Origin of the sequence: Bacillus sp. L_1B0_5 (genome assembly GCF_000836715.1) — a bacterium.
GTDB classification, from domain to species: Bacteria; Bacillota; Bacilli; order Bacillales; family Bacillaceae_G; genus Bacillus_A; species Bacillus_A thuringiensis_S.
On sequence record NZ_JXIS01000018.1, the window covers coordinates 32,292 to 58,127 of the forward strand.

The window sequence follows — 25,836 nt, forward strand, 5'->3', positions numbered from 1 at the left end:
TGGTTACGTAGGGAGGGTATGAGATGAGGCTGGAACGATTAAATTACAATAAGATAAAAATTTTTCTAACATTTGATGATTTATCTGAACGAGGATTAACGAAAGAAGATTTATGGAGAAATGCGCCGAAAGTACAGCAATTATTTCGTGATATGATGCAAGAAGCAAATAAGGAATTAGGATTTGAAGCAGATGGTCCGATTGCAGTTGAAGTGTTTTCTCTACAAGCACAAGGGATGGTTGTAATTGTAACGAAAGAAAATCAAGAAATGGATACAGATGATGAGTTCCGTGACGAGTTTATTGAAATGCAAGTGACTCTAGATGAAAGTGAACATATATTATATGAGTTTGCTACGCTAGATGACGTCATTAACCTGTCGAATCGCTTATATAACCTTGGTGTAACTGGCGGAAAGCTATATACGTGGGATGAGCGCTTCTATCTTTGGGTGGAAGAAGAGGAACAAATTCAATTGTTAAAGGCGGATTTTATAGCTATTTTAGCGGAATACGGCAATCCGTCTACAGCAACCATTTATCGCATCATGGAGTACGGTAAAGAATTAATGGATTTTAACGCGATAGAACAAATACACAATTACTTTGTGAAAAAACAAAACCTCAGCTAATACAACATAGCTGAGGTTTTGTTTTTATTTGGATAAGGGAAGGTATGATCGTAAATACTCGAACATACTTTTTGAAAATAAAATATGTAGTTTTATGGGAGTGTGACTGAGGAAAATAAAAAATATTTAAATATTTAAGTATTTTACTTTTCTAAAAGTAATAAAAGGACTATAATAATAGTGAAAACGCTTGCAACAGAAAATAGTTTGTATATATTTGTTAGCGTTTTCTATTGCATTCCAAATTTAAGGGTGTATACTAGGCAATGAAGGTTTACTAAACAAGTGAAATTACAGGGGGTTTACTTACTATGGTAGCCGAAAAGGGAACTCAAACAAAAACACAACAACAAAGGGAACAACATTTTGAACTATTGAATTCAACACAAATTGTTATTAGTGAAGCGTTAGAAAAATTGGGTTATCCAAACGAAGTATATGAATTATTAAAAGAACCAATTCGTATGATGACAGTGAAAATACCAGTTCGTATGGATGACGGGACTGTTAAAATATTTACAGGGTATCGTGCACAACATAATGATGCTGTTGGTCCAACGAAAGGTGGAATTCGCTTCCATCCGAATGTAACAGAAAATGAAGTGAAAGCACTTTCAATCTGGATGAGTTTAAAATGTGGTATTGTTGATTTACCATATGGTGGAGGTAAGGGTGGAATTATCTGTGATCCACGTGAAATGTCATTCCGTGAGTTAGAAAGATTAAGCCGCGGTTATGTACGAGCAATTAGCCAAATCGTAGGTCCGACGAAAGATATTCCAGCTCCAGATGTATTCACAAACTCTCAAATTATGGCATGGATGATGGATGAGTATAGCCGTATTGATGAATTTAATTCACCAGGATTTATTACAGGTAAACCGCTTGTATTAGGTGGATCACATGGACGTGAAACAGCAACAGCGAAAGGTGTAACAATTTGTATTCGCGAAGCTGCGAAAAAACGTGGCATTGATATTAAGGGTGCACGCGTTGTTGTTCAAGGGTTCGGTAATGCTGGTAGCTTCTTAGCTAAATTTATGCATGATGCAGGTGCGAAAGTTATTGCAATCTCAGATGCTTACGGCGCGTTACATGATCCAAACGGATTAGATATTGATTATTTATTAGACCGTCGTGATAGCTTCGGTACAGTAACAAAGCTATTTAACAATACAATTTCAAACAAAGAATTGTTAGAACTTGATTGCGATATTTTAGTTCCAGCTGCAATTGAGAACCAAATTACAGAAGAAAATGCTAATGATATTAAAGCGAAAATAGTTGTTGAAGCTGCAAATGGTCCAACAACATTAGAAGCGACTAAAATTTTAACAGATCGCGGAATTTTACTTGTTCCAGACGTGTTAGCAAGTGCTGGTGGTGTAACGGTATCTTACTTTGAGTGGGTACAAAATAACCAAGGTTACTACTGGACTGAAGAAGAGGTAGAACAACGTTTAGAAAAAGTAATGGTAAAATCATTTGATTCTATTTATGAAACAGCACAAGTTCGTAAAGTGAATATGCGCTTAGCGGCGTACATGATTGGTGTTCGTAAAATGGCTGAAGCAAGCCGCTTCAGAGGTTGGGTATAAAATATTATATCTTGAGAAAACGTGATTTCCTTTCGAGGGAATCACGTTTTTTTGTTGAAGTATTAAATGAGGTGTTGTATATGGAGAATGAAATGCTGGAACGAGTAGAACAATTAGAAGAAAAGGTTAAGAGGTTAGAGGGAGAACTTGCAAGGACGGTGAAAGCTCGAAAAATAAGTACTGTTCGGATGTTCGGGGAAGGGCTACTGTTTTTGATATTTGGTGTGGTTGTAGTAGGGCCGATTATTGCCTTTGTAATCTCAATTTTTACTTGGATTGCTGAAAAATAAAACAAAAATAAAAAGAACGCTTGTTCCGTGCGAACAAACGTGCTATACTCTCCTTAGATAAACAAAACGGAAATGATTTTAAGGAGAGATAAATGATGAAAATGACAGTAGACCAAAGATTTATGATGCCAGCAGATGTTGTAGAGCGAGTGGAAGTATTACGAAACAAACAAAGCAAGCGTGGCACATTATTACAATCGGTAAACAAATTTTTCGGCTTAGATACGAAAGAAGATTGTGTTTGGTTTTACGGTTTTTATGGAGTGGCTGTAAGTATCTTGTTGTTTATGGTGTTCACTTCAAATATTTTCGATTTTCTCTTCGCGTAAGAAATATGCGATAAGGACATTGCTACCGAATACATATATAAGGAAGTAAGGTAATCTTCTAGAGCGGGAGTTGGTAGCAATGGCGATGTTTCCTATAGAGCGCAACTATATTGGATATGGAAGTTCACGACCGGGGATTCCTCTAACTAAAGTGAGATTTATTGTAAGTCATGATACGGGGAATCCTGGAAGCAATGCGATAGGAAATCGAGATTACTTTAATGAATTACAACCGAAAGCTTCGGCGCATACATTTATAGATGATAAAACAATATTGGAGATTATTCCTATAAATGAAGTTGCGTATCATGTTCGATATGGTGTGCCGACGGATAATGACTTATACGGCTATGACGCGAATAAGGCGGCCATTGGAGTGGAACTTTGTTATGGCGGTGATGTTAACTTTTGGGAAGCATATAATCGTTTTACATGGTATCATGCGTATTTATGCCAAAACTTTGGCTTAAATCCGAAAAAAGATATCGTGTCACATAAAACGCTTGATCCGGCTAGAAAGATTGATCCTGAGAATGTATTAGGGAAACAAGGTATTAAATTTCAGCAGTTTTTAGCAGATGTCTATCGGATGTACGTTTCGTTTAGATGACAAATATATGAAAAATGAATACAATAAAGATAGGTGCCTACTGCTGTAAGTAGGTTTTTTCTTGTTTTTATAAATAGTGTATTGGTAGAAGACTAGGAGTGGACGAGTATGCAGAAAGAAACAGTTATTATAATCGGAGGCGGTCCGTGCGGATTAGCGGCAGCGATTTCGTTGCAAAAGGTAGGGATAAATCCATTAGTAATTGAAAAAGGAAACATTGTAAATGCCATTTATAATTATCCAACTCATCAAACATTTTTCTCTTCTAGTGAAAAATTAGAAATTGGTGATGTAGCTTTTATTACAGAAAATCGTAAGCCAGTTCGAAATCAAGCGCTTGCGTATTATCGTGAAGTAGTAAAACGTAAATCTGTACGTGTAAATGCTTTTGAGCGAGTGGAGAAAGTTCAAAAAGATGGAGAAGTTTTTCAGGTTAAGACGACAAAGCGTGACGGAAGTAAAGAAATATATATAGCGAAATATATTGTTGTAGCAACTGGATATTATGATAATCCAAATTATATGAATGTTCCAGGTGAGGAATTGAAGAAAGTAGCTCACTATTTTAAAGAGGGGCACCCTTATTTTGATCGAGATGTAGTAGTTATAGGTGGGAAAAACTCGAGTGTAGATGCCGCGTTAGAACTTGTTAAAGCTGGTGCGCGTGTAACGGTACTGTATCGTGGAAGTGAGTATTCACCAAGCATAAAGCCTTGGATTTTGCCAGAATTTGAGGCGTTAGTACGGAACGATACAATTCAAATGCATTTCGGGGCTCATGTGAAAGAAATTACTGAGCATACATTAACATTTATAGTTGATGGTGAAGCTTTTACAATCCAAAATGATTTTGTATTTGCGATGACTGGTTATCATCCTGACCATAGCTTCTTAACAAAGATGGGTGTTCAGATTGATGAAGAAACAGGACGTCCGATTTATACAGAGGATAGAATGGAAACGAATGCTGAAAATATTTTCATTGCAGGTGTCATAGCTGCTGGAAATAATGCAAATGAAATATTTATCGAGAACGGTAGATTTCATGGAGATGCGATTGCACAAACTATTGCATCAAGAGAAAAATAAAAAGGAGCTGTCGGGAAAACCTCGACAGCTCCTTTTTATTCGTGCATAAACATATTTTGAATGGATTCATGAGAATTTGTATTCTCTAATGCGACAAGTAATTTAATGCGTGCTTTTTGTGCATTTAAGCCGTATGTGAATACAATGCCCATATCTTTTAAGTGTTTACCGCCACCTTCATACGAATATACGTCTTGAACGATACCGTTGAAACAGCGAGAAACTAATACGACAGGAATACCTTTATTTAATAATCGTTCTAGACTAGGAAGTGTTCTTGGAGGTAGATTACCTTGTCCAAGCGCTTCGATAACAATACCGTCTACAGGAAGATTTTCGATTGCTGCTAATAATGTATCATCCATGCCGGCATATGCTTTTAGAACAACTACATTTTTAGACACTTTGTTTATCGTATATGTTTCGTGATGTACTAAAGCGTGATGGAAGACAACACCGCGTTTTGTTACCATTCCAATTGGTCCATATTGTGGGCTTTGGAATGTTGCGACATTACTTGTATGTGTTTTCGTTACATTTGTAGCGCAATGAATTTCGTCGTTTAATACGACTAAAACACCTTTTCCTGCAGCTTCATCACAACTAGCAACTTTTACAGCTGATAAGAAGTTATATAGACCATCAGCACCTAACTCATTGCTAGAGCGCATTGCACCTGTCACAACGATCGGAATAGTTGCTTGTACTGTTAAATCTAAGAAATAGGCTGTTTCTTCTAATGTATCCGTGCCATGCGTAATGACTACGCCATGAATATTGTCTTGTTTTACTCTTTCATCAATGATGACTTGTAATTGTAACATTTCGCTCGGTGTCATATGAGGAGATGGTAGATGGAACACATCTTCAACGATTAAATCAACATCGCCTTCTAAATCAGGAATGAATTTTAAAAGAGGATTTTTTTCACCTGGTTGTACGACCCCAGTTTCTTTATCTTCCTCCATTGCAATTGTTCCACCTGTGTGTAAAACTAGGATTCTTTTCAATGCTTATACCCCTTTCAAGTAAAAAAATACATTTAGAACATAACATGTTTTGAGTAAATTCGACAATGGAAATGTATAAAAGTATGCCTCGAAAATGACAATAAAATTAACTGCTATATGTACGATGTATAAAATCGTGAAACGAAATGTGCAAATATAGTATAGGAGGGAGCAATTACGGTGAAAAAGATGGAGACAATTTTTATTCGTATATTAATAATACAATTCATTTGTCTTTCTGTTGTACAATTGTTATTTATACATAAATCATCAGTGAAATATTTATCTAAAATTGTTTATTACGAAGGTGTCATGGTAAAAAACAAAGCAGAAATCTTGCAGGTGAATAGGTAGTTTTCATTTTCTTCTATGAAGGATTATGCTACAATAATTGAGGATTTAATGACGTGAAGCAAATGAGAAGAAGCAGGGTGAACACCTGCTTTTCGTTTTGTTTTATAAGTGAAAAAATGAGGTGTTACAATGGATAAACGAATTTCAATTGCTATAGATGGTCCAGCAGCTGCTGGGAAAAGTACAGTGGCAAAAGTTGTTGCGAAGGAACTTTCTTACGTTTATATTGATACAGGCGCGATGTACCGTACGCTTACATATGCAGCCCTTGAACAAAAAGTAGACATTGAAAATGAAGAACAGCTAATGGAAGTTGTAAAGAATGTAAATATTGAGTTTCAGCAAGGAGAAAATACACAGCTTGTATTTTTGAATGGACAAGATGTTTCTGAAGTAATCCGTACACCTGATGTGACGAATCGAGTATCTATTGTAGCGAAGCATCGCCTTGTTCGTGAAGAAATGGTACGTCGTCAGCAAGAGTTAGCGAAAAAAGGCGGCGTTGTAATGGACGGCCGTGATATTGGTACACATGTATTACCGGATGCTGAAGTGAAAATCTTTATGCTTGCTTCTGTTGAAGAAAGAGCGGAAAGAAGACATTTAGAAAATTTAAATAAAGGTTTCGATTCTAATTTAGAGCAGCTAAAAGAAGAAATTGCTCAGCGTGATAAATTAGATTCAGAACGCGAAGTTTCTCCACTAAAAAAGGCTGATGATGCATTGGAATTAGATACGACTTCTTTATCAATTGAAGAAGTTGTCCAAAAAATTATGAGTATTGTTTCAGGAGTGTTTGCGAAATAAAGAAAGGGGATAGTCCTCTTTCTTTTTTTGTTTAAATAGAAATGTAAAGGATACGTGAATTGTGAGTCTCTTTCCTTGACAAATGAGCTGATTTGTAAGAAGTTAGTTAAAGAGGAATAAAACTGTCAGAATATATTCGCTATTATATTTCAAAACATACTTTTTTCAAGCTGGTTTTGCTGTATACTATTTATATAGGTTTAATATATTTTCTTGTGAATGATATTGAAAAAGAGTATGTGATGAGAAATTCTTAAACATGCAAATGAAAACTTTGTTTTCATTTCGTATATACATAAAAATGCTTTGTCAATTCTGTAGGGAGGTATTTCCATGGTAGAGAAAATGAATGAAGAAGTTATGGATTCAAAAGAATTACAAGTTGGTGACGTTGTTACAGGTTCTGTAACGAAAGTTGAAGAGAAACAAGTGCTTGTAAATGTTGGATACAAAACAGATGGCGTAATTCCAATTAGTGAATTAGCTAACGTTCATATTGAAAAAGCAAGCGATGTTGTAGAATTAGATCAAACACTAGAGTTGAAAATTATTAAATTAGAAGAAGATGATCTTGTCTTATCTAAACGTGCTGTTGATGCAGAAAAAGCATGGGTAGAATTACAAGAGAAATTTACTTCTGGTCATGTATTTGATGTTACTGTAAAAGATATCGTGAATGGCGGATTGGTTGTGGACCTTGGTGTTCGCGGTTTTATCCCAGCTTCACTTGTAGAAGTACATTATGTAGAAGACTTTACTGACTATAAAGGTAAAACATTAGCGGTGAAAATTGTTGAATTAGACCGTGAAAAAAATCGTGTAATCCTTTCGCATAAAGCGGTAGTAGAATTAGAACTAGATTCTAAGAAAAAAGAAGCAATTTCTTCATTAAAAGAAGGGGACGTTGTTGAAGGAACAGTGCAACGATTAACTGACTTTGGTGCTTTCGTTAACGTTGGTGGCGTGGACGGTTTAGTTCACATTTCACAAATTTCACACGAACGTGTAGAGCAACCTTCTGAAGTATTAGAGCAAGGTCAAAAGGTTAAGGTAAAGGTGTTATCTGTTGATGCTGATACACAACGTATTTCTTTATCAATTAAAGCAGCTCAACCAGGACCTTGGGAAAACGTTGCTGGTGAAATAAAAGCTGGAGATATTCGTGAGGGAGTAGTAAAACGCCTTGTTACATTTGGTGCATTCGTTGAGATTTTACCTGGCGTTGAAGGACTTGTACACGTATCGCAAATTGCAAATCGTCACGTGAAAAATCCGAGTGAAGTATTGGAAATGGGACAGGAAGTAAAAGTGAAAGTACTTGAAGTTCACGTAGCAGAGAAACGTATTTCTTTAAGTATAAAAGAAGCGCTTGAGGAAAATAATGTAATTGAAGATTATAGTCAGTATGAGCCAAATGCTGATTCTGCTACTTTCCAATTAAGTGATATTATTGGTGAACAACTGAAAAAATTAAAGAAATAATGAGGGGTACAAGTGGTAAGGGCAAAACGTAAATTAGATCATATTGAATACGCTCTTTCTACTGGTCAGTCTCGTACGCATGGCTTTCATGATATTGGTTTTGTGCATCAAAGCTTGCCAAATTCAAATTATGACACAATAACATGTGAAACAAAAATCGGCGAACTTTCACTAAGTTCGCCGATTTTTATCAATGCGATGACTGGTGGTGGAGGAGAGAAAACGTTACATATTAATGAGCAATTAGCATATGTAGCGAAACATCATAACCTTGCTATGGCTGTAGGTTCGCAAATGGCGGCGTTAAAAGATGAAAGTGAGGCTGCTTCTTATAAGGTGATCAGAAAGGTAAACCCAAATGGTATTTTCTTTGCTAATTTAGGTAGTGAGGCAACTATCGAGCAGGCGGAGCGTGCCGTTGATATGATTGAAGCGAATGCATTGCAAATTCATTTAAATGTCATACAAGAGTTAACGATGCCAGAAGGAGACCGTGACTTTACTGGTGTACTTCAGCGAATCGAGAAAATTGTTTTAAATAGTAAAGTTCCTGTCATTGTAAAAGAAGTTGGATTTGGGATGAGTAAGGAAACGGTACAACAGTTAGCAAACGTAGGTGTAGCAGCAATTGATATTGGTGGACAAGGTGGTACGAATTTTGCTGCTGTTGAAAATGAAAGAAGACAGCGAATGCTTTCTTATTTTAATAACTGGGGCATACAAACAGCAACCTCGATTATTGAAGCAACCTCTACAAATAATAACCTCTCTTTTATTGCATCTGGGGGTATACAAACAGCGCTTGACGTAGCGAAAGCAATCGCATTAGGGGCGAATACAACTGCATTTGCTGGTTACTTTTTACGTATTTTAATGGAAGATGGTATCGAGAAATTAGTGGATGAAATTGAGTTTCTGCATACAGATTTGAAATTTATTATGGCAGCTCTCGGTGCGAAGACGATAGAAGAGTTGCAATCTGTACCTCTTGTTGTAAAAGGTGAAACATATCATTGGTTAATGCAGCGTGGTATTGATACTGCGCATTATAGTAGGAGATAAAAAATCAACCGTTCGGTTGATTTTTTTGTTTTGTTTTGTTTTGTTTTCTTTTCTTTCTCGTAATATAAAATGGAATTGGTGTTTTATAAAAGTTGTAATTGAAAAAAGGTTAAAAAATGAAGATGATTAGTTACTAGATTTTTTGAGAGAGCTTGATTTTCTAAGGGGAATAGGTGGAGGTAAAAAGAAGTGATAGGAGGATATAGTACACAAAATATTATTTCAATATAAATCAAAACATTAAAATGATTATGTAAAAGACGGTTTCGTACAATATCGAAACCGTCTTTTTGTATTCATTAGTGCTGGTTTTGTTTTCGAGCTTGCTCTGGTGTATCAAGTCCAGTTGCACCTGGATATTGTAGTGATTGATTACGATCAGATTCAACGCGGCGTGATTCTCGCAGTTTTCGTTCTTGGCGATCTTTACCCATAATGAATAACACCTCCTTGTTAAAAGTGTTGCTGTTATAAGAAAAAACTATGCGTAAATAAAGTGGATTAACTTTCATAAAAAGTTCCCATAATGGAAAACATAGGAGGTGAAGTTGATGGATGGAAGTACTTTTTATTTTATAGCTTGGATAGGGTGGATTGTCGTAACCTTTTTTATGAAAAAGGACCATATTCGGTGGAAGTTAGGCGCTTGTATACTGATTTTTATAATTTGCTCTCCGTTACATGTAACGATTGCCTCATTCATGGTATCAGTAAATGCTCTTTTACTTTGTATTATTTCTTTTATAGGAATCACGCTATATTCTGTTTGGAAAAAATTATATAGCTTACTTTCGGCGCTTATTATTGCAATGTTATATACAAGTTTTCATCTGTTAGAGATATATGATCCGATTTGGATTGTGGTGGATAGAGTTTTTCTGCTAAGTAGTGCTCTTGTGTATGCATCGGTGTTATTGCATGGGGATCGCATACTACGATTATGTTCCCTATATGTAGGGATGTTACAAGGAGAGTTGCTAGTGACATTTATTTTTCGGAAATTGAATTTTCCATATGATTACGGTAGTTTAGCATTTTTTGATATCGTCGCCGTTTCTACATTATTCATGGCAGTATTGTTTTGGATTGCAAAAGCATCAGTATACATGGAACAGTTTAAGAGAAAAACACGTAAAAGAAAGGCGAGGGTAATACATGACTGAATATACACCAGCCATTTTATGCGGCGTAATAGCGGGGACAGTTACAAGGGTGTTAATGCTTCGGACGGATACGCGGCAATATCCGACGAGGCTGCATGGGAAAATTATTCATATCGCAATGGGGTTAATTGCAGCAGCTTTAGGAGCGATTGCAATCCCGTCTATTTTGAAAAAAGATTTTTCTGCCATTACATTTCTTACATTAGCAGCAACGCAATTTCGTGATGTACGTAATATGGAAAGAAATACGCTTCAACAATTAGATGGATATGAGCTCGTACCGCGTGGAAATACATATATTGAAGGAATTGCATTAGTTTTTGAAAGTCGCAACTATTTGGCGATGTTAACGTCGTTTGCAACGACGTTTGCGTATATAGGGTTCCGTTCATGGATTGCTGGAGTAATGATGGCTATAATCGCATTTTTTATTGCGAAAAAATTAATGTCTGGAAAAAGGCTACATGATCTTGTTGAAATTGAGCACGTTCCGCTTCGTTTTGAAGGGGCAGGACTGTATATTGATAATATTTATATTATGAATATTGGATTGCCGGCGAGGCAAGAAGAGATTATGAAATATGGCATGGGGTTTATTTTAAAACCGAAATCAATTGATGCGATGGTGACAATCTCAAATTTAGGGCAACGACAAGCTGTTTTACACGATGTTTCGGTGGCGTTAGGGATTTATAGAGATTCTGGTACGCCAGCGCTTGTACCGTTAGCAAAGCGTGATTTAGAGGATGGCAGGGTTGGAATTTTTGTCTTACCGCAAGATCAAGATGCAGAGAAAGCGATAAGTGTCATAGGAAATGTACCAACGTTAGAAAGTGCTGTCCATATGTCATCGGAAGCCCCGAAAGGAAGGGGAGATAAGAGATGATGTTAGAAAGTGTTATCTTGGCAGTTATTACAACAGCGCCAGAAAAATTTGCAGGTGGTGCTCCTTTATTTGTTTGTGAGTCGACGGAGGAACTAGAATTTGTTGCAAATAATTTAGAAGCAATTTTAGATGGTATTGCGCATCGCTTACAAGAGAATGTATATATTATTGTGAAACATTAGGAACGTGTGTTATAATGTGAGGTGTTTTGATACGTTGAGAAATATTCTGGAATGCAAATCCCTTCTTGCACAAAGAAGGGTTTTTTACATAATAAACAGAAGCAAGTTGAAAGGATGAAAGTATATGCCGAAACCAGTAATAGCAATAGTAGGCCGCCCGAACGTAGGAAAATCTACTATTTTCAATAGAATAGTTGGAGAAAGAGTTTCAATCGTAGAAGATATACCAGGTATAACTCGAGACCGTATTTATAGTGCGGGAGAATGGTTAAATCATGAGTTTAACATTATTGATACAGGTGGAATTGATATTGGAGACGAGCCGTTCTTGACACAAATTCGTCAACAGGCGGAAGTTGCGATTGATGAAGCAGATGTTATCATTTTTATGACGAATGGTCGCGATGGTGTAACTGCAGCGGATGAAGAAGTTGCTAAAATTTTGTATCGTTCTAAAAAACCAATTGTACTTGCGGTAAATAAGGTTGATAATCCAGAAATGCGTAGTGATATTTATGATTTTTATTCATTAGGATTTGGCGAGCCATTCCCGATTTCAGGTACACACGGTTTAGGACTTGGTGATTTGTTAGATGAAGCTGCAAATCATTTTCCGAAGATTGAAGAAGAAGCGTATGACGATGAAACAATCCGTTTCTCTTTAATTGGACGTCCAAACGTAGGGAAATCATCGCTTGTAAATGCACTTCTTGGTCAAGAACGTGTAATTGTAAGTAATATCGCAGGAACGACGCGTGATGCTGTCGATACACCATATAGTAAAGATGATCAAGATTATGTAATCATCGATACAGCTGGTATGCGTAAAAAAGGAAAAGTATATGAAAGTACAGAAAAGTATAGTGTACTTCGTGCGCTTAGAGCGATTGAACGTTCTGACGTTGTTTTAGTTGTTTTAGACGGAGAAGAAGGAATTATTGAGCAAGATAAAAAAATCGCTGGATATGCTCATGATTCAGGACGAGCTGTTATTATCGTTGTAAACAAATGGGATGCAGTGAAAAAAGATGAAAAAACAATGAAGGCATTTGAAGAAAACATTCGTGCTCATTTCCAATTCTTGGATTATGCACCGATTGTATTCTTATCTGCAAAAACGAAAAAACGTACACAAACGTTATTACCGGTTATCAATGAGGTAAATGAAAGCCATAGTATCCGTGTACAAACAAACGTATTAAACGATGTAATTATGGATGCGGTAGCGATGAATCCAACACCGACTCATAATGGTAGCCGTCTGAAAATCTTCTATGCGACACAGGTTGCGGTAAAACCACCGACATTTGTTGTGTTTGTAAACGATACAGAATTAATGCACTTTTCATATGAGCGCTTCTTAAAGAATCGTTTACGTGAAGCGTTCGGTTTTGTAGGAACGCCGATTCACATTATTGCTCGAGCAAGAGACTAATGGAGAGGATGTGATTTTATGACAAAAATCACAGTAGTAGGAGCAGGTAGCTGGGGAACAGCGTTAGCGATGGTATTAGCTGACAATGGACATGATGTACGTATTTGGGGAAATCGCCCAGAACTTATGGATGAAATGAATACGAAACATGAGAATAGTCGATATCTCCCAGGCATTACATTGCCAAGCACAATCGTAGCCTACTCTTCTTTAGAAGAAGCATTAGTAGATGTAAATACAGTACTGCTAGTAGTACCGACGAAAGCGTACAGAGATGTATTACAAGAGATGAAAGAAATTGTTACAGAACCGATTACTTGGATTCATGCGAGTAAAGGGATTGAACCTGGTACGTCAAAACGTATTTCGGAAGTGATCGAGGAAGAAATTCCAGAGAACTTAATTAAAGATGTTGTTGTACTGTCTGGACCGAGTCATGCTGAAGAAGTTGGTTTACGACAAGCGACAACAGTTACGTCTGCAGCAAAGCGTATGGAAGCGGCTGAGGAAGTACAAGATTTATTTATGAATAGTTATTTCCGTGTATACACAAATCCAGATATCGTTGGAGTTGAACTTGGTGGTGCGCTAAAAAATATTATCGCATTAGCTGCTGGTATAACTGATGGTCTTGGATTAGGTGATAATGCAAAGGCGGCATTGATGACACGTGGTTTAACAGAGATTGCTCGTTTAGGAAGAAAAATGGGCGGAAATCCGTTAACGTTTGCTGGTCTAACTGGTATGGGAGACTTAATTGTAACTTGTACAAGTGTTCATAGCCGAAATTGGCGCGCTGGAAATATGCTTGGAAAAGGACACTCTCTAGAAGAAGTGTTAGAAAGCATGGGTATGGTTGTAGAAGGTGTAAGAACAACGAAAGCTGCTCATGAATTGGCAGAGAAAATGGAAGTTGAAATGCCGATTACAGCTGCTTTATATGACGTGCTGTTCAATGGGAATAACGTAAAAGATGCGGTAGGTTCATTGATGGGACGTGTTCGAAAACATGAAGTAGAAGCTATACCTGATTTACTGTAAAGAAAAGCGACAGAAGTACATTTGTACTTCTGTCGCTTTTTTATTTTATGGGTCTTTTCACCATTTTTTTATTTTTGCATAGGATGAAGAGTAACTTGAGGAGAGGGTGAAAAGAATGGATAATAACATTTTTAATAATATTGAGAAGGAAGCGAAAGTAAATAAAGAGGATATTTTTAAATTAGCATCATCCGTGCAAAATGCGAATTTACGTGATGAAACTGTACTTCGTCAATTGATTCATCAAGTGGCTCTTATGGCGGGACGTGAAGTGCCGAAAGAGCAAGAGGATCAAATTGTAAAAGCGATTATTAATAATAATATGCCAGCAGATTTTGGCTCGTTAAGCAAAATGTTTAAAAAATAAATTATGAGAAACAAAGAGTTTGTAGATTGCATATGATAGCCATGAAAGAATGGGAATAGAGCTGTTTTTGGGCATATTTGGTCAACTGAAGCGAGAGATACATTCGCTTCGGTTTTATTTTTATCTAGATTGGTGAAAAATACTGGAAAACCTATTGATTAAAGTTACATATTCGCAATTTGTAGTAAAATGTTCTTTTTGTATTTGTTTAAAGATTTTAATTTGTTAAAATAGTATAAAAATAGATTAATAAAAAGGGGTGTGTATATGTCAGAAGGGCTTATGAAAATGTGGTTGGCTTTAGGAGCAATTGGATTTATGTTTTTTGCAGTAAGTTTCATTTTATTAAGTAGACATAAAATAAAGAATAAATTTTTGAAAGGGATTACAGCATTAGTAGCGTACACCCTTATGATTGTGTCAGGAATTGTTATTTTTCTTGTTGTATTTAGTGGACCTGTACAGCAGTAATTGGAATGGTCTCGAAAATACTACATACGAGCAAGTTATATTAGTATGAAAAGGTGATTGCTAGTGAAAAAAGTCCATGTTATTTTAATATTTTGTTGTATGAGCCTTTTAACGGGGTGTCTGTATCCGAAAGAAAATATGAAACAAAATGCGGTTCCTTATGAAGATCAGCTACAGGTTGTTCAAAAAGCTGTTGTGACATTTAAGGAGCAAAATGATGGGATATTGCCAATTAAGACGAGGGATATGAGTACACCTATTTATCAAAAGTATCCAATTGATTTTCAACAGATTGCTCCGCGCTACATACAAGAAGCACCGGGGAATGCGTATGAAAGTGGAGGGGTATATCAATACGTATTAATAGACGTTGAAACAAATCCAACAGTAAAATTAATTGATGTTAGGATGGCTGAACAAGTTCAGGAACTATCTTTAAAGCTTAGGATGTATCGTGATGAACATCAATATCCACCTTTTAAAAAAGTAATTTCAGATGGTGTATATGAACTGGATTTCAAAAAACTAGGATATAAAGATGTGCCACAAGTGACAAGCCCATATTCTGGTAAGGGACTTCCTTTTGTAATTAATGAAAAAGGAGAAGTTTTTGTTGATTATAGAATCGACTTATATGACGCTTTGAAAAAAAATGAAGGGCAGTTTACGGAGGGAGAAGATATTCGGAATATACTTTTGAAAGCTTCCCCGTTTGTACCAGCTTATTCCTTACCGTACACAGTAAAGGACGGAGAACCAATTTTTTTAAAATGATAAGTCATGAACCTTTCTTTTAGTGAATAAGTTCTAGAAGAAAGGTTTTTTATGTTATACAACTTACGATGCAAACAAAAGATATTTTTTAATAGTCATATGAAATTGGACAAAATTATATGATATATTGTCCGAACTTCTAGAATACCATTATATTATATCAGATATTATAGGCAACGTTAGAGAAGGTATTAGTTGACTATAAACGCGGAATTATTCCCAAAAATTTTGAGGGAGGGAATCACTTGGAAAAGGTAGATATTTTTAAAGATATTGCAGAACGAACAGGCGGTGATATTTATTTTGGAGTTGTAGGAGCTGTTCGAACAGGGAAATCAACATTCATTAAAAAATTTATGGAACTTGTGGTTATTCCAAATATTGAGAATGAGTCTGACCGTCAAAGAGCGCAGGATGAATTGCCTCAAAGTGCTGCTGGTCGTACAATTATGACGACGGAACCGAAGTTTGTTCCAAACCAAGCGGTTTCTATCGAAGTAGATGAAGGGCTTGAAGTGAACATTCGATTAGTAGATTGTGTTGGATATACGGTTCCAGGAGCGAAGGGCTATGAAGATGAGAATGGCCCGCGCATGATTAATACCCCTTGGTATGAAGAACCTATTCCATTCCATGAAGCTGCAGAAATCGGCACGCGTAAAGTAATTCAAGAACATTCAACAATTGGTGTTGTAATTACAACAGATGGAACAATTGGTGAAATTCCAAGAAGAGATTATATAGAGGCAGAAGAACGCGTTGTAAATGAGTTGAAAGAAGTAGGAAAACCTTTCATTATGATAATTAATACGGTACAGCCGTATCATCCAGATACAGAGCAATTACGCCAAAGTTTATCAGAAGAATATGATATCCCGGTTATTGCAATGAGTGTGGAGAGTTTAAGAGAAACAGATGTATATAATGTACTTCGTGAAGCGCTATTTGAATTCCCTGTATTAGAAGTGAATGTGAACCTTCCGAGCTGGGTAATGGTGCTAAATGAAGGGCACTGGTTGCGTCGAAGTTATCAAGAAGCAGTTCAAGAAACTGTGAAGGATATAAAACGTCTTCGTGATGTTGATCGCGTTGTTTGGCAGTTTAGTCAATATGAATTTATTGATCGAGCGAGCCTAGCTGGCATTGATATGGGGCAAGGTGTGGCGGAGATTGATTTATATGCGCCAGATGAATTATATGATCAGATTTTAAAAGAAGTAGTAGGAGTAGAAATTCGAGGGAAAGATCATTTATTGAAGCTTATGCTCGATTTATCTCATGCGAAAATAGAATACGATCAGGTGGCGGATGCACTGCGTATGGTTAAGCAAACAGGATATGGTGTAGCAGCGCCTGCACTAGCGGATATGAGCTTAGATGAGCCAGAAATTATTCGTCACGGTTCAAGGTTTGGTGTGAAGTTAAAAGCGGTAGCGCCATCTATTCATATGATTAAAGTAGATGTAGAGTCAACGTTTGAGCCGATCATTGGTACTGAAAAGCAAAGTGAAGAATTAGTTCGTTATTTAATGCAAGATTTTGAAGATGACCCGTTATCAATTTGGAATTCTGATATATTTGGACGTTCGCTTAGCTCGATTGTTCGAGAAGGAATTCAGGCGAAATTATCTTTAATGCCAGAAAATGCTAGATATAAATTAAAAGAAACGCTAGAAAGAATTATTAATGAAGGATCTGGCGGATTAATTGCGATTATACTATAAGAAAAATCCCTCTCATTGTAGAGGGATTTTTTGTTTTTTCGATTATAAAATAGAAAAATAAACAGTCATTATCTAATACATTGTTGTAAATTGTCAAGTTTCATCAGATTTTCACATTTTCAGAGTAACAATTTCCTTAAAAATATTGAATTATAAGGGAGAATCGTATAATATAGGCGTTGATAATGATTTATCTACATCTTTGTAGTATAGAATTTGTAAAAATTGCCTACAAATGAAAGTAAGACTCATTTTATGATCATTATACAGTCTTATCTTTGGGAGGAGGTGAATGGCATGAACAAGACAGATTTAATCAATGCTGTTGCAGAAGCAAGTTCCCTTTCTAAAAAGGACGCAACAAAAGCAGTAGACGCTGTTTTTGATTCTATCTTAGAAGCTTTAAAACAAGGTGATAAAGTACAACTGATCGGATTCGGTAACTTCGAAGTTCGTGAGCGTGCGGCTCGTAAAGGTCGTAACCCACAAACAGGTGAGGAGATTGAAATCGCTGCAAGTAAAGTACCTGCATTCAAACCTGGTAAAGCGTTAAAAGATGCGGTTAAATAATCCTTACATATTAACAGGGAAGAAGAGTTTCCTTTTTGGGAACTCTTCTTTTTGCTTTTAAAAACATAAATATGCTAGAATGTGTTCGTATCACTTTTAGGTTTTCGGGAGGGCTAGCGGATGGCAAAAGTTAATTTAGAACAAATTGAACATGCAGTACGCCTTATTTTAGAGGCGATTGGGGATGACCCAAATCGTGAGGGAGTACTTGATACACCAAAGCGTGTTGCAAAAATGTACGCAGAAGTGTTCGCAGGTATGCATGAAGATCCGAAAGAGCATTTGCATAAAGTATTCGGAGAAGATCACGAAGAGCTTGTACTAGTAAAAGATATACCATTTTATTCGATGTGTGAGCATCATTTAGTTCCATTCTATGGAGTTGCTCACGTTGCATATATTCCGCAAGGCGGAAAGGTGACAGGGTTAAGTAAATTAGCTCGTACTGTAGATACAATTGCACGTCGTCCACAACTGCAAGAACGTATTACATCAACAGTAGCGAACTCTATTATGGAAGTACTAGAGCCGCATGGTGTAATGGTAGTAGTAGAAGCAGAACATATGTGTATGACGATGCGTGGTGTGAAAAAACCAGGTGCGAAAACAGTAACGACAGCAGTTCGTGGTGTGCTTGAAAATGATGCTGCAGCGCGCAGTGAAATTTTATCGTTTATTAAAACGAAGTAAAGAAAAGCGGGAAACTGCTTTTCTTTTTTTTTTTAGTAAATAAATGATATAGTTTTAGCTAGACAGAGTGAGGTTAGAAAGATTGCTTACATGAATGGTAGGTGTAGCCAAGTTTTGGTTATAGAAAATAGAGTGTATGTGTTATAATAAGTTTTATGAATTAGAAAACAAGGGTGATTTTTTGTGTGTGACATCTACGGAGGGTATGCGGGTATAAAAGAGAAATTGATGGAGAAATTACGCCATCCTTATTTTATAAACTATATTGAAGAACCATTTATTGATGAAGAAAAGATAGCATTGTTATATGGTGCTTTAAAGAGTGCAAACTTACATATAGAACAAATTGAGCATTACGTAGTAACAATTATGCTTGTGCAAATTGCGCTTGATACGCATGAAAGGGTATCAAATAAAGCAGGCGAGGAAGCGATTGAATCGCATAAATGTCGTCAATTAACAGTACTTGCAGGCGATTACTATAGTGGACTATATTATTATTTATTGTCTATGAATCGTGATATTGTTTTAATTCGTGCACTTGCTGAAGGAATTAAAGAGATAAATGAACACAAAATTATGTTATACCAAAAAGCGCATGAAACGACGGGTGACATAATGAAAAGCGTAGTAACGATTGAGTCTGCGCTCCTTCAAAAAACATGTGATCATTTTCATTTATCACATTGGAAGCCATTTATCACATACGTATTAGGTGGAAATCGCCTTCAAAAAGAAATTCAATTGTATGCTGATAAACAACATTCACCTGTTTTTCAAGCGATGCAAGATGCTTTAGGGGATAAAGCAGAAGTAGTGATTAATGGTTGGATGATGGAATTGAGAAAGAAAGAAAAACAATTTTTAGAAAATCACATAGACATAAATGAAATAAATTCTGTGTTAAGGGATAAATAGAAGACATAAGCAATTTTACATTGGAAGAAGGTACGAGCATGCAACAATCAAAAGAAGAAAGAGTACATGACGTATTTGAAAAGATTTCTGATAAATACGATGTGATGAATTCTGTAATTAGTTTTCAAAGACATAAAGCGTGGCGTAAAGAAACGATGCGAATTATGGATGTACAACCTGGCAGTAAAGCGCTTGATGTATGCTGCGGAACCGCAGATTGGACAATTGCGCTAGCTGGAGCGGTAGGTGAGCAAGGAAAGGTTGTTGGCTTAGACTTCAGTGAAAATATGTTATCTGTCGGTAAGCAAAAGGTAGAGGCGTTACAATTAAAACAAGTAGAACTTCTACATGGGAATGCAATGGAGCTTCCGTTTGAAGATAATACGTTTGATTATGTAACGATTGGGTTTGGTTTACGTAACGTACCGGATTATATGCACGTATTAAAGGAAATGACGCGTGTAGTAAAACCAGGTGGAAAAGTAATCTGTTTAGAAACATCTCAACCAACAATGATTGGTTTTCGACAAGGGTATATTTTATACTTTAAATATATCATGCCGTTATTTGGAAAGATGTTTGCGAAAAGTTATAAAGAATATTCATGGCTTCAAGAATCTGCTAGTGCATTCCCAGGGATGAAAGAATTGGCCCAAATGTTTGAGCAAGCTGGACTTGAACGTGTGCAAGTGAAACCATTTACTTTTGGGGTAGCAGCGATGCATTTAGGTATTAAACCAGAATCAAAATAGAAAAAAGAAGTTTTAGGTTAAGGTGAACAATATGAAGTTACAACTTATGTACTCTTTTTTACGATCGGATATTAATGTGATAGAAAAAGAATTAAAAAAGACAGTTGCTTCTGAACAGCCATTAGTAGAAGAGGCAGCATTACAACTTATTGAAGCTGGTGGGAAGCGAATTCGTCCCGTATTTGTGTTGCTTGCAGGGAAATTTGGAGATTATAAGTTAGATGCGATTAAGCATGCTGCTGTTGCGTTAGAGCTTATTCATATGGCTTCTCTTGTTCACGATGATGTTATTGATGCTGCATTTTTACGACGCGGCAGTGCGACTGTGAATGCGAAATGGGGAGATCGTATTGCGATGTATACAGGGGACTATTTGTTCGCTAAGTCTCTTGAATGTATAACAAATATCGAAATCCCAGAGGCGCATCAAGCGTTATCACATACTATTTTAGAAGTCTGTAAAGGTGAAATTGAACAAATTAAAGATAAATACAATTATGACCAAAATTTAAGAACGTATTTAAGAAGAATAAAGCGAAAAACAGCATTATTAATTGCCGCGAGTTGCCAATTGGGAGCGATTGCTGCTGGTGCTAATCGTGATACAGTAAATCGTCTATTTTGGTATGGGTATTTTGTAGGAATGTCTTATCAAATTATTGATGACATTTTAGACTTCGTTTCCACGGAAGAGAAACTTGGAAAACCTGCTGGTGGAGATTTATTACAAGGAAACATTACGCTCCCTGCTTTATATGCGATGGAAGATCCAGTACTTCGTAAGAAAATCACATCTGTACATGAAAATACAACAGCAAGTGAAATGCAAGAAATTATTGATGCTGTAAAAAATAGTACAGCGATCGATAAAGCATTTGCGTTTAGTGAACGTTATTTACATAAAGCTTTAGAAATAATAAAACCACTCCCTCGTGGACAGGCGAAGTATGCATTGCAAAATGTAGCAAAGTATATTGGAAAACGAAAATTTTAATGTTTATTCTAAAAAATAAAATAATCTCTCTATTTCAAAACTATTGCACAATTGTGATAAGGGTGATAATATGTGTGTGGGGATATACAATTACATACATAATTCAGAAGTGGAGAGATTTTTTATGGAAAAAACATTTCTAATGGTAAAACCAGACGGTGTACAACGTGCCTTCATTGGGGAAATTGTAGCTCGTTTTGAGAAAAAGGGCTTTCAATTAGTTGGTGCAAAATTAATGCAAGTCACTCCGGAAATTGCTGGACAACACTACGCTGAGCATAAAGAAAAACCTTTCTTTGGTGAGTTAGTAGACTTTATTACATCTGGACCTGTATTCGCAATGGTATGGCAAGGTGAAGGTGTAGTAGATACAGCACGTAACATGATGGGTAAAACAAGACCACATGAAGCAGCTCCTGGAACAATTCGTGGAGATTTCGGTGTAACTGTTGCGAAAAACATTATCCATGGTTCTGATTCTTTAGAAAGCGCAGAGCGCGAGATTGCTATTTTCTTTAAAGAAGAAGAATTAGTTGACTACTCAAAATTAATGAATGAATGGATTTACTAATTATTTTGAAATAATTTGTAAACGCTTTAATCACTGTGATAATAGTAAAAAGTGCAAGGAGAATAGGGGTATTCTTCTTGCACTTTTTTTATTATCAATTAGTTACGAAGTTTGAGCTGTTATGATATATTGATATTTAAATTAGACCTATCGGAAATATAGAATAAGAAAATGGTCGATTTATGATATAATTTCTTTAATATTTTTAGAATGATAAAAGTTAATATTATTGCTTAATATAGTGAGATAAATACATATACGAAAAGAGGAATAACGTATGCGATATATTACAGCTGGTGAATCTCATGGTCCGCAACTTACAACGATTATAGAAGGTGTTCCAGCAGGATTGTCTTTAGTAGCGGATGATATAAACGAAGAGTTAGCTAGAAGGCAAAAGGGATATGGGCGTGGTAGACGCATGCAAATTGAAACGGATCAAGCGCAAATTGTAAGTGGTGTTAGGCATGGAGAAACATTAGGTTCACCTATTACGCTCGTTGTTGAAAATCGTGATTTTGCACATTGGACAAAAGTTATGGGGGCAGAGCCTTTAACTGAGCAGGAAGAAAAAGAAATGAAAAGGAAAGTGACAAAACCAAGGCCTGGACATGCTGATTTAAATGGTGCGATTAAATATGGTCATAGAGATATGAGAAATGTACTGGAACGTTCGTCAGCGCGCGAAACGACGGTGCGTGTTGCTGCGGGTGCGGTTGCTAAAAAGGTGTTAGCAGAACTTGGTATTAAAGTGGCGGGCCATGTAATTGAAATTGGCGGTGTACAAGCTAAGAAGGTTACGTATAATTCAATTGAAGAGTTAAAGAGTATTACAGAAGTATCTCCTGTACGTTGCTTAGATGACGAAGCTGGTAACCAAATGATGAAAGCAATTGATGATGCGAAAGCAAATGGTGATTCAATCGGTGGAATTGTTGAAGTAATTGTGGAAGGAATGCCAATTGGAGTAGGTAGCTACGTACATTATGATCGAAAACTGGATGCGAAATTAGCAGCTGCAATTATGAGTATTAATGCTTTTAAAGGTGTCGAGATTGGAATTGGTTTTGAAGCAGCACATAGACCGGGAAGTGAAGTTCATGATGAAATTCTGTGGAATGAGGAGCATGGGTATACACGAAGAACAAATAATGCAGGTGGATTAGAAGGCGGTATGACGACTGGAATGCCAATTGTTGTGCGCGGTGTGATGAAACCGATACCTACACTTTATAAACCTCTTCAAAGTGTAGATATTGGTACGAAAGAGCCTTTTACAGCGAGCATTGAACGTTCAGATAGTTGTGCAGTGCCAGCAGCTAGTGTCGTTGCAGAAGCGGTTGTGGCTTGGGAATTAGCGACAGCTTTAATAGGACAATTCGGATTAGATCGTATGGAACTAATTCGTGAAAATATTGAGAAACATAATGAATATGCGAGGGGATTTTAATGGGAAACATACATATTCAAACGAAATCAAAAGAATATGATGTACATGTTGGTAAAGAAGCGTTGTCATACTTAACAACGATCGTTCAAAATATGCAGCCAGCGGTATCTAACGTAATGATCATTTCAGATGAATCTGTTGCATCACTACATTTACAGACAGTTATCGATGCATTACAAGTAGAGCAGGACGTGTTTTCGTTTGTTGTACCAAGTGGCGAAAAAGAGAAGTCTTTCGAAAATTTCTATGCGGCTCATACGTCAGCTCTTGAAAATAAATTGGATAGAAATTCTTTAATTCTTGCACTTGGAGGCGGAATGATTGGAGATTTAGCTGGTTTTGTTGCTGCGTCGTTTATGCGTGGTATTCGCTTTGTGCAGGTTCCGACGACTTTATTAGCGCACGATAGCGCAGTAGGTGGGAAAGTAGCAATTAATCATCCGTTAGGTAAAAATATGATTGGTGCATTCCATCAGCCAGAAGCAGTTGTATATCATACACCGTTTTTACAGTCTCTTCCTGAAAAAGAGTGGCGTTCAGGTTATGCAGAGGTGATAAAGCATGCTCTTATTGGTGATGTGGAGCTATATCATTGGTTAAAAGAAGAAGTACAGACATTAGCGGATCTTCGTGATGAGAAGTTAATTCATATATTAACGAAGGCGATTCCTGTAAAGGCAAATGTTGTATCACAAGATGAAACAGAGAAGGGTGTACGTGCCCATTTGAACTTTGGACATACGTTAGGACATGCTCTTGAAAAAGAGCTAGGTTATGGAAATATTACTCACGGTGACGGCGTAGCAGTTGGAATGTTATTCGCCATATTTTTAAGTGAGCAAGTGTACAAGGTTAATCTTGCTTATGAAGATATAAAGCAGTGGTTCTTGAAATACGGCTATCCAAAAATGCCAAGAGATTTGAATGTAGAGCGCCTCGTTCAATTGATGAAACAAGATAAGAAAGCAAATGCAGGAGCAATTCATATGGTGCTTATGCAGGAATATGGGGTAGTGAATGTCGTATCTATTTCAGATGAGACTGTTCATATTGCGTTAGAGGCATTTCAAAAAGATATGGTTTAAAATGATAGCGAAGTGCTGTGAAGTGCTCATTTAGAGGTATTCTCGTAATAGTGACGGTTATGATAAAAGATTACAGTAAGGGGCTATAACTGTATTGTAATCAAATTGAATGAAATGACTGGGGGAAGAAAAATGAGAGTGAAAGAGCAATTGTTAACTTTGAGAGCGTATGTGCCTGGGAAAAACATTGAAGAAGTAAAAAGGGAATATGGATTATCAAAAATTGTGAAATTAGCATCGAACGAAAATCCATTCGGTTGCTCAGCGCGTGTGACAGAAGCATTAACTTCTTTAGCGAGCCAATATGCCCTTTATCCAGATGGATATGCCTTCGAACTTCGGACAAAAGTAGCGGAACATTTAGGTGTAAAAGCAGAACAACTACTATTTGGTAGTGGATTAGATGAAGTCATTCAAATGATTAGCCGAGCGTTACTACATGAAGGAACAAACGTTGTAATGGCGAATCCTACGTTTTCACAATATCATCACCATGCTGTTATTGAAGGAGCAGAAGTTCGTGCAGTATCACTTAAAGATGGTATTCACGATTTAGATGAAATGCTAGAGCAAGTAGATGATAAAACGAAAATTGTATGGATTTGTAATCCGAATAATCCGACAGGTACATATGTTGAGAAACAAAAATTACTTTCATTTTTAGAATCAGTTCCTAAGTCGGCTCTCGTTATTATGGACGAAGCATATTATGAATACGCGGACGCAGAAGACTATCCGCAAACACTACCACTTCTTGAAAAGTATGAAAATCTTATGGTTTTACGCACGTTTTCAAAAGCATATGGTTTAGCTGCTTTTCGTATCGGATATGCGATTGGGGATGCGAAGTTAATCGGACAGCTAGAAGTAGCGAGGTTACCATTCAATACATCAACTGTAGCGCAATCTGTAGCACTCGCTGCATTAGAAGATCAAGCCTTTTTACAAGATTGTGTGCAAAAGAATGCTGAAGGTCTAAATCAGTATTATGCATTTTGTAAAGAATATAACGTATTCTATTATCCATCTCAAACAAATTTCATTTTCTTAAAACTTGGTATACCGGGTAATGAAGCTTTCGAACGATTAATGAAAAAAGGATATATCGTTCGTTCTGGTGCTGCATTTGGTATCGATGATGGTATTCGTATTACTGTCGGTTTGAAAGAAGAAAATGATGAAATTATAGAGTTGCTGAAAGAGCTTGTAAATGAGCAAGTACAGAAAGAAGAAACATATTCTTAAGAGATTGTGAAGGCTCCTATTATAGGAGCCTTTTTTATCGTATTAAAAATAAAGATTGAAGTCTGGTATTTAAGTTGTTCTGTAAATCACGGTTTGTATAGCTTGATAATTAGTGAGAGAAGTTATTTGCACGGTCATAAAAGAAAGCGGTACAATAGAAGATGATGATAAGGTATCGGTGTCATATCCGAACCTTTTGAACAATTACCTATTCTGTAAGAAGAAGTATAAGAAGAAGCATGCTCATTCTAAAGG

The 25,836-nt window shown here is 36.6% G+C and carries 30 protein-coding genes; 28 read left to right on the plus strand and 2 right to left on the minus strand.

Going from position 1 to position 25,836, the window contains the following annotated elements; all coding sequences use genetic code 11:
* The first annotated feature begins 23 nt into the window (after positions 1–23).
* The 6 genes from RT27_RS05580 to RT27_RS05605 all read left to right on the plus strand — a co-directional run bounded on the left by RT27_RS05580 (position 24) and on the right by RT27_RS05605 (position 4,548).
* Complete coding sequence (locus RT27_RS05580; protein ID WP_016082275.1) at positions 24–632, plus strand: genetic competence negative regulator; 609 nt, start codon at positions 24–26, stop codon at positions 630–632.
* A gap of 311 nt (positions 633–943) precedes the next feature.
* A complete protein-coding gene (gene gudB / locus RT27_RS05585; RefSeq protein WP_000225172.1) occupies positions 944–2,230 on the plus strand; it encodes an NAD-specific glutamate dehydrogenase in 1,287 nt (428 codons plus the stop codon).
* 80 nt (positions 2,231–2,310) lie between these two features.
* The gene (locus RT27_RS05590; protein ID WP_016082274.1) at positions 2,311–2,520 is read left to right on the plus strand and encodes a hypothetical protein; all 210 of its coding nucleotides are present in this window, start codon (positions 2,311–2,313) and stop codon (positions 2,518–2,520) included.
* Between the two features lie 92 nt (positions 2,521–2,612).
* The gene (locus RT27_RS05595; RefSeq protein ID WP_001983018.1) at positions 2,613–2,849 is read left to right on the plus strand and encodes a DUF3961 domain-containing protein; all 237 of its coding nucleotides are present in this window, start codon (positions 2,613–2,615) and stop codon (positions 2,847–2,849) included.
* 79 nt (positions 2,850–2,928) lie between these two features.
* The gene (locus tag RT27_RS05600; protein WP_001240655.1) at positions 2,929–3,459 is read left to right on the plus strand and encodes an N-acetylmuramoyl-L-alanine amidase; all 531 of its coding nucleotides are present in this window, start codon (positions 2,929–2,931) and stop codon (positions 3,457–3,459) included.
* Positions 3,460–3,567: 108 nt separating this feature from the next.
* A complete protein-coding gene (locus RT27_RS05605; protein ID WP_029441849.1) occupies positions 3,568–4,548 on the plus strand; it encodes a YpdA family putative bacillithiol disulfide reductase in 981 nt (326 codons plus the stop codon).
* A gap of 35 nt (positions 4,549–4,583) precedes the next feature.
* Here the strand turns inward: RT27_RS05605 and ansA are convergent, their stop codons facing one another.
* On the minus strand, positions 4,584–5,558 hold the full coding sequence (gene ansA / locus RT27_RS05610; RefSeq protein ID WP_080117234.1) for an asparaginase: 975 nt from the start codon (positions 5,556–5,558) through the stop codon (positions 4,584–4,586).
* Positions 5,559–5,738: 180 nt separating this feature from the next.
* Between ansA and RT27_RS35130 the strand changes: the two genes are divergently transcribed.
* The 4 genes from RT27_RS35130 (at position 5,739) to RT27_RS05625 (ending at position 9,263) form a co-directional block, all read left to right on the plus strand.
* Positions 5,739–5,912 carry a YpfB family protein gene (locus RT27_RS35130; RefSeq protein WP_016082271.1) on the plus strand — a complete coding sequence of 58 codons (174 nt, stop codon included), beginning with the start codon at positions 5,739–5,741 and terminating at the stop codon, positions 5,910–5,912.
* Between the two features lie 129 nt (positions 5,913–6,041).
* Positions 6,042–6,719 (plus strand): (d)CMP kinase, encoded by a 678-nt coding sequence (cmk, locus tag RT27_RS05615; RefSeq protein WP_000361252.1) that lies wholly within the window; start codon positions 6,042–6,044, stop codon positions 6,717–6,719.
* 333 nt (positions 6,720–7,052) lie between these two features.
* Positions 7,053–8,201 (plus strand): 30S ribosomal protein S1, encoded by a 1,149-nt coding sequence (gene rpsA, locus RT27_RS05620; RefSeq protein WP_016082270.1) that lies wholly within the window; start codon positions 7,053–7,055, stop codon positions 8,199–8,201.
* A gap of 12 nt (positions 8,202–8,213) precedes the next feature.
* The gene (locus RT27_RS05625) at positions 8,214–9,263 is read left to right on the plus strand and encodes a type 2 isopentenyl-diphosphate Delta-isomerase (protein WP_016082269.1); all 1,050 of its coding nucleotides are present in this window, start codon (positions 8,214–8,216) and stop codon (positions 9,261–9,263) included.
* Positions 9,264–9,562: 299 nt separating this feature from the next.
* Here RT27_RS05625 and RT27_RS34760 read toward each other — a convergent pair whose 3' ends face one another.
* Positions 9,563–9,697, minus strand: a complete 135-nt coding sequence (locus tag RT27_RS34760; protein WP_000513902.1) for a YpzI family protein — start codon at positions 9,695–9,697, stop codon at positions 9,563–9,565.
* A 117-nt stretch (positions 9,698–9,814) separates the two neighbouring features.
* Here RT27_RS34760 and RT27_RS05630 point away from each other — a divergent pair, with 117 nt between their 5' ends.
* The 18 genes from RT27_RS05630 to hisC all read left to right on the plus strand — a co-directional run bounded on the left by RT27_RS05630 (position 9,815) and on the right by hisC (position 25,581).
* Entirely contained in the window at positions 9,815–10,426 is a 612-nt protein-coding gene (locus tag RT27_RS05630; RefSeq protein ID WP_016082268.1) for a hypothetical protein, read from the plus strand.
* Positions 10,419–11,312 carry a YIEGIA family protein gene (locus tag RT27_RS05635; RefSeq protein ID WP_016082267.1) on the plus strand — a complete coding sequence of 298 codons (894 nt, stop codon included), beginning with the start codon at positions 10,419–10,421 and terminating at the stop codon, positions 11,310–11,312. Before RT27_RS05630 ends, RT27_RS05635 begins: the two co-directional genes overlap by 8 nt.
* Positions 11,309–11,494: a hypothetical protein gene (locus RT27_RS05640; protein WP_016082266.1), complete on the plus strand. Its 186-nt coding sequence runs from the start codon at positions 11,309–11,311 to the stop codon at positions 11,492–11,494. Before RT27_RS05635 ends, RT27_RS05640 begins: the two co-directional genes overlap by 4 nt.
* 124 nt (positions 11,495–11,618) lie before the next feature.
* Entirely contained in the window at positions 11,619–12,929 is a 1,311-nt protein-coding gene (gene engA, locus RT27_RS05645) for a ribosome-associated GTPase EngA (protein WP_001125890.1), read from the plus strand.
* Positions 12,930–12,947: 18 nt separating this feature from the next.
* Positions 12,948–13,970 (plus strand): NAD(P)H-dependent glycerol-3-phosphate dehydrogenase, encoded by a 1,023-nt coding sequence (locus RT27_RS05650; protein WP_016082265.1) that lies wholly within the window; start codon positions 12,948–12,950, stop codon positions 13,968–13,970.
* A 115-nt stretch (positions 13,971–14,085) separates the two neighbouring features.
* A complete protein-coding gene (locus RT27_RS05655) occupies positions 14,086–14,337 on the plus strand; it encodes a stage VI sporulation protein F (RefSeq protein WP_000369753.1) in 252 nt (83 codons plus the stop codon).
* Between the two features lie 267 nt (positions 14,338–14,604).
* Positions 14,605–14,808 (plus strand): DUF2768 domain-containing protein, encoded by a 204-nt coding sequence (locus tag RT27_RS05660; protein ID WP_001289004.1) that lies wholly within the window; start codon positions 14,605–14,607, stop codon positions 14,806–14,808.
* A gap of 63 nt (positions 14,809–14,871) precedes the next feature.
* The gene (locus RT27_RS05665) at positions 14,872–15,582 is read left to right on the plus strand and encodes a hypothetical protein (RefSeq protein ID WP_043935496.1); all 711 of its coding nucleotides are present in this window, start codon (positions 14,872–14,874) and stop codon (positions 15,580–15,582) included.
* 245 nt (positions 15,583–15,827) lie between these two features.
* Positions 15,828–17,306: a stage IV sporulation protein A gene (spoIVA, locus tag RT27_RS05670; protein ID WP_016082263.1), complete on the plus strand. Its 1,479-nt coding sequence runs from the start codon at positions 15,828–15,830 to the stop codon at positions 17,304–17,306.
* 297 nt (positions 17,307–17,603) lie between these two features.
* A complete protein-coding gene (locus tag RT27_RS05675) occupies positions 17,604–17,876 on the plus strand; it encodes an HU family DNA-binding protein (RefSeq protein ID WP_001043860.1) in 273 nt (90 codons plus the stop codon).
* 120 nt (positions 17,877–17,996) lie between these two features.
* On the plus strand, positions 17,997–18,566 hold the full coding sequence (gene folE / locus RT27_RS05680) for a GTP cyclohydrolase I FolE (protein ID WP_001151478.1): 570 nt from the start codon (positions 17,997–17,999) through the stop codon (positions 18,564–18,566).
* A gap of 183 nt (positions 18,567–18,749) precedes the next feature.
* Entirely contained in the window at positions 18,750–19,484 is a 735-nt protein-coding gene (locus tag RT27_RS05685) for a heptaprenyl diphosphate synthase component 1 (protein WP_029441853.1), read from the plus strand.
* A gap of 38 nt (positions 19,485–19,522) precedes the next feature.
* A complete protein-coding gene (gene menG, locus RT27_RS05690; protein WP_001187668.1) occupies positions 19,523–20,236 on the plus strand; it encodes a 2-heptaprenyl-1,4-naphthoquinone methyltransferase in 714 nt (237 codons plus the stop codon).
* Positions 20,237–20,267: 31 nt separating this feature from the next.
* The gene (gene hepT / locus RT27_RS05695) at positions 20,268–21,230 is read left to right on the plus strand and encodes a heptaprenyl diphosphate synthase component II (RefSeq protein WP_043935497.1); all 963 of its coding nucleotides are present in this window, start codon (positions 20,268–20,270) and stop codon (positions 21,228–21,230) included.
* 124 nt (positions 21,231–21,354) lie between these two features.
* Positions 21,355–21,801 (plus strand): nucleoside-diphosphate kinase, encoded by a 447-nt coding sequence (gene ndk / locus RT27_RS05700; RefSeq protein WP_000415883.1) that lies wholly within the window; start codon positions 21,355–21,357, stop codon positions 21,799–21,801.
* 277 nt (positions 21,802–22,078) lie between these two features.
* Positions 22,079–23,251, plus strand: a complete 1,173-nt coding sequence (gene aroC, locus RT27_RS05705; protein WP_043935498.1) for a chorismate synthase — start codon at positions 22,079–22,081, stop codon at positions 23,249–23,251.
* A complete protein-coding gene (gene aroB / locus RT27_RS05710) occupies positions 23,251–24,336 on the plus strand; it encodes a 3-dehydroquinate synthase (RefSeq protein ID WP_043935499.1) in 1,086 nt (361 codons plus the stop codon). Before aroC ends, aroB begins: the two co-directional genes overlap by 1 nt.
* Before the next feature lie 132 nt (positions 24,337–24,468).
* On the plus strand, positions 24,469–25,581 hold the full coding sequence (gene hisC / locus RT27_RS05715) for a histidinol-phosphate transaminase (RefSeq protein WP_043935500.1): 1,113 nt from the start codon (positions 24,469–24,471) through the stop codon (positions 25,579–25,581).
* The last annotated feature ends 255 nt before the right edge of the window (positions 25,582–25,836 follow it).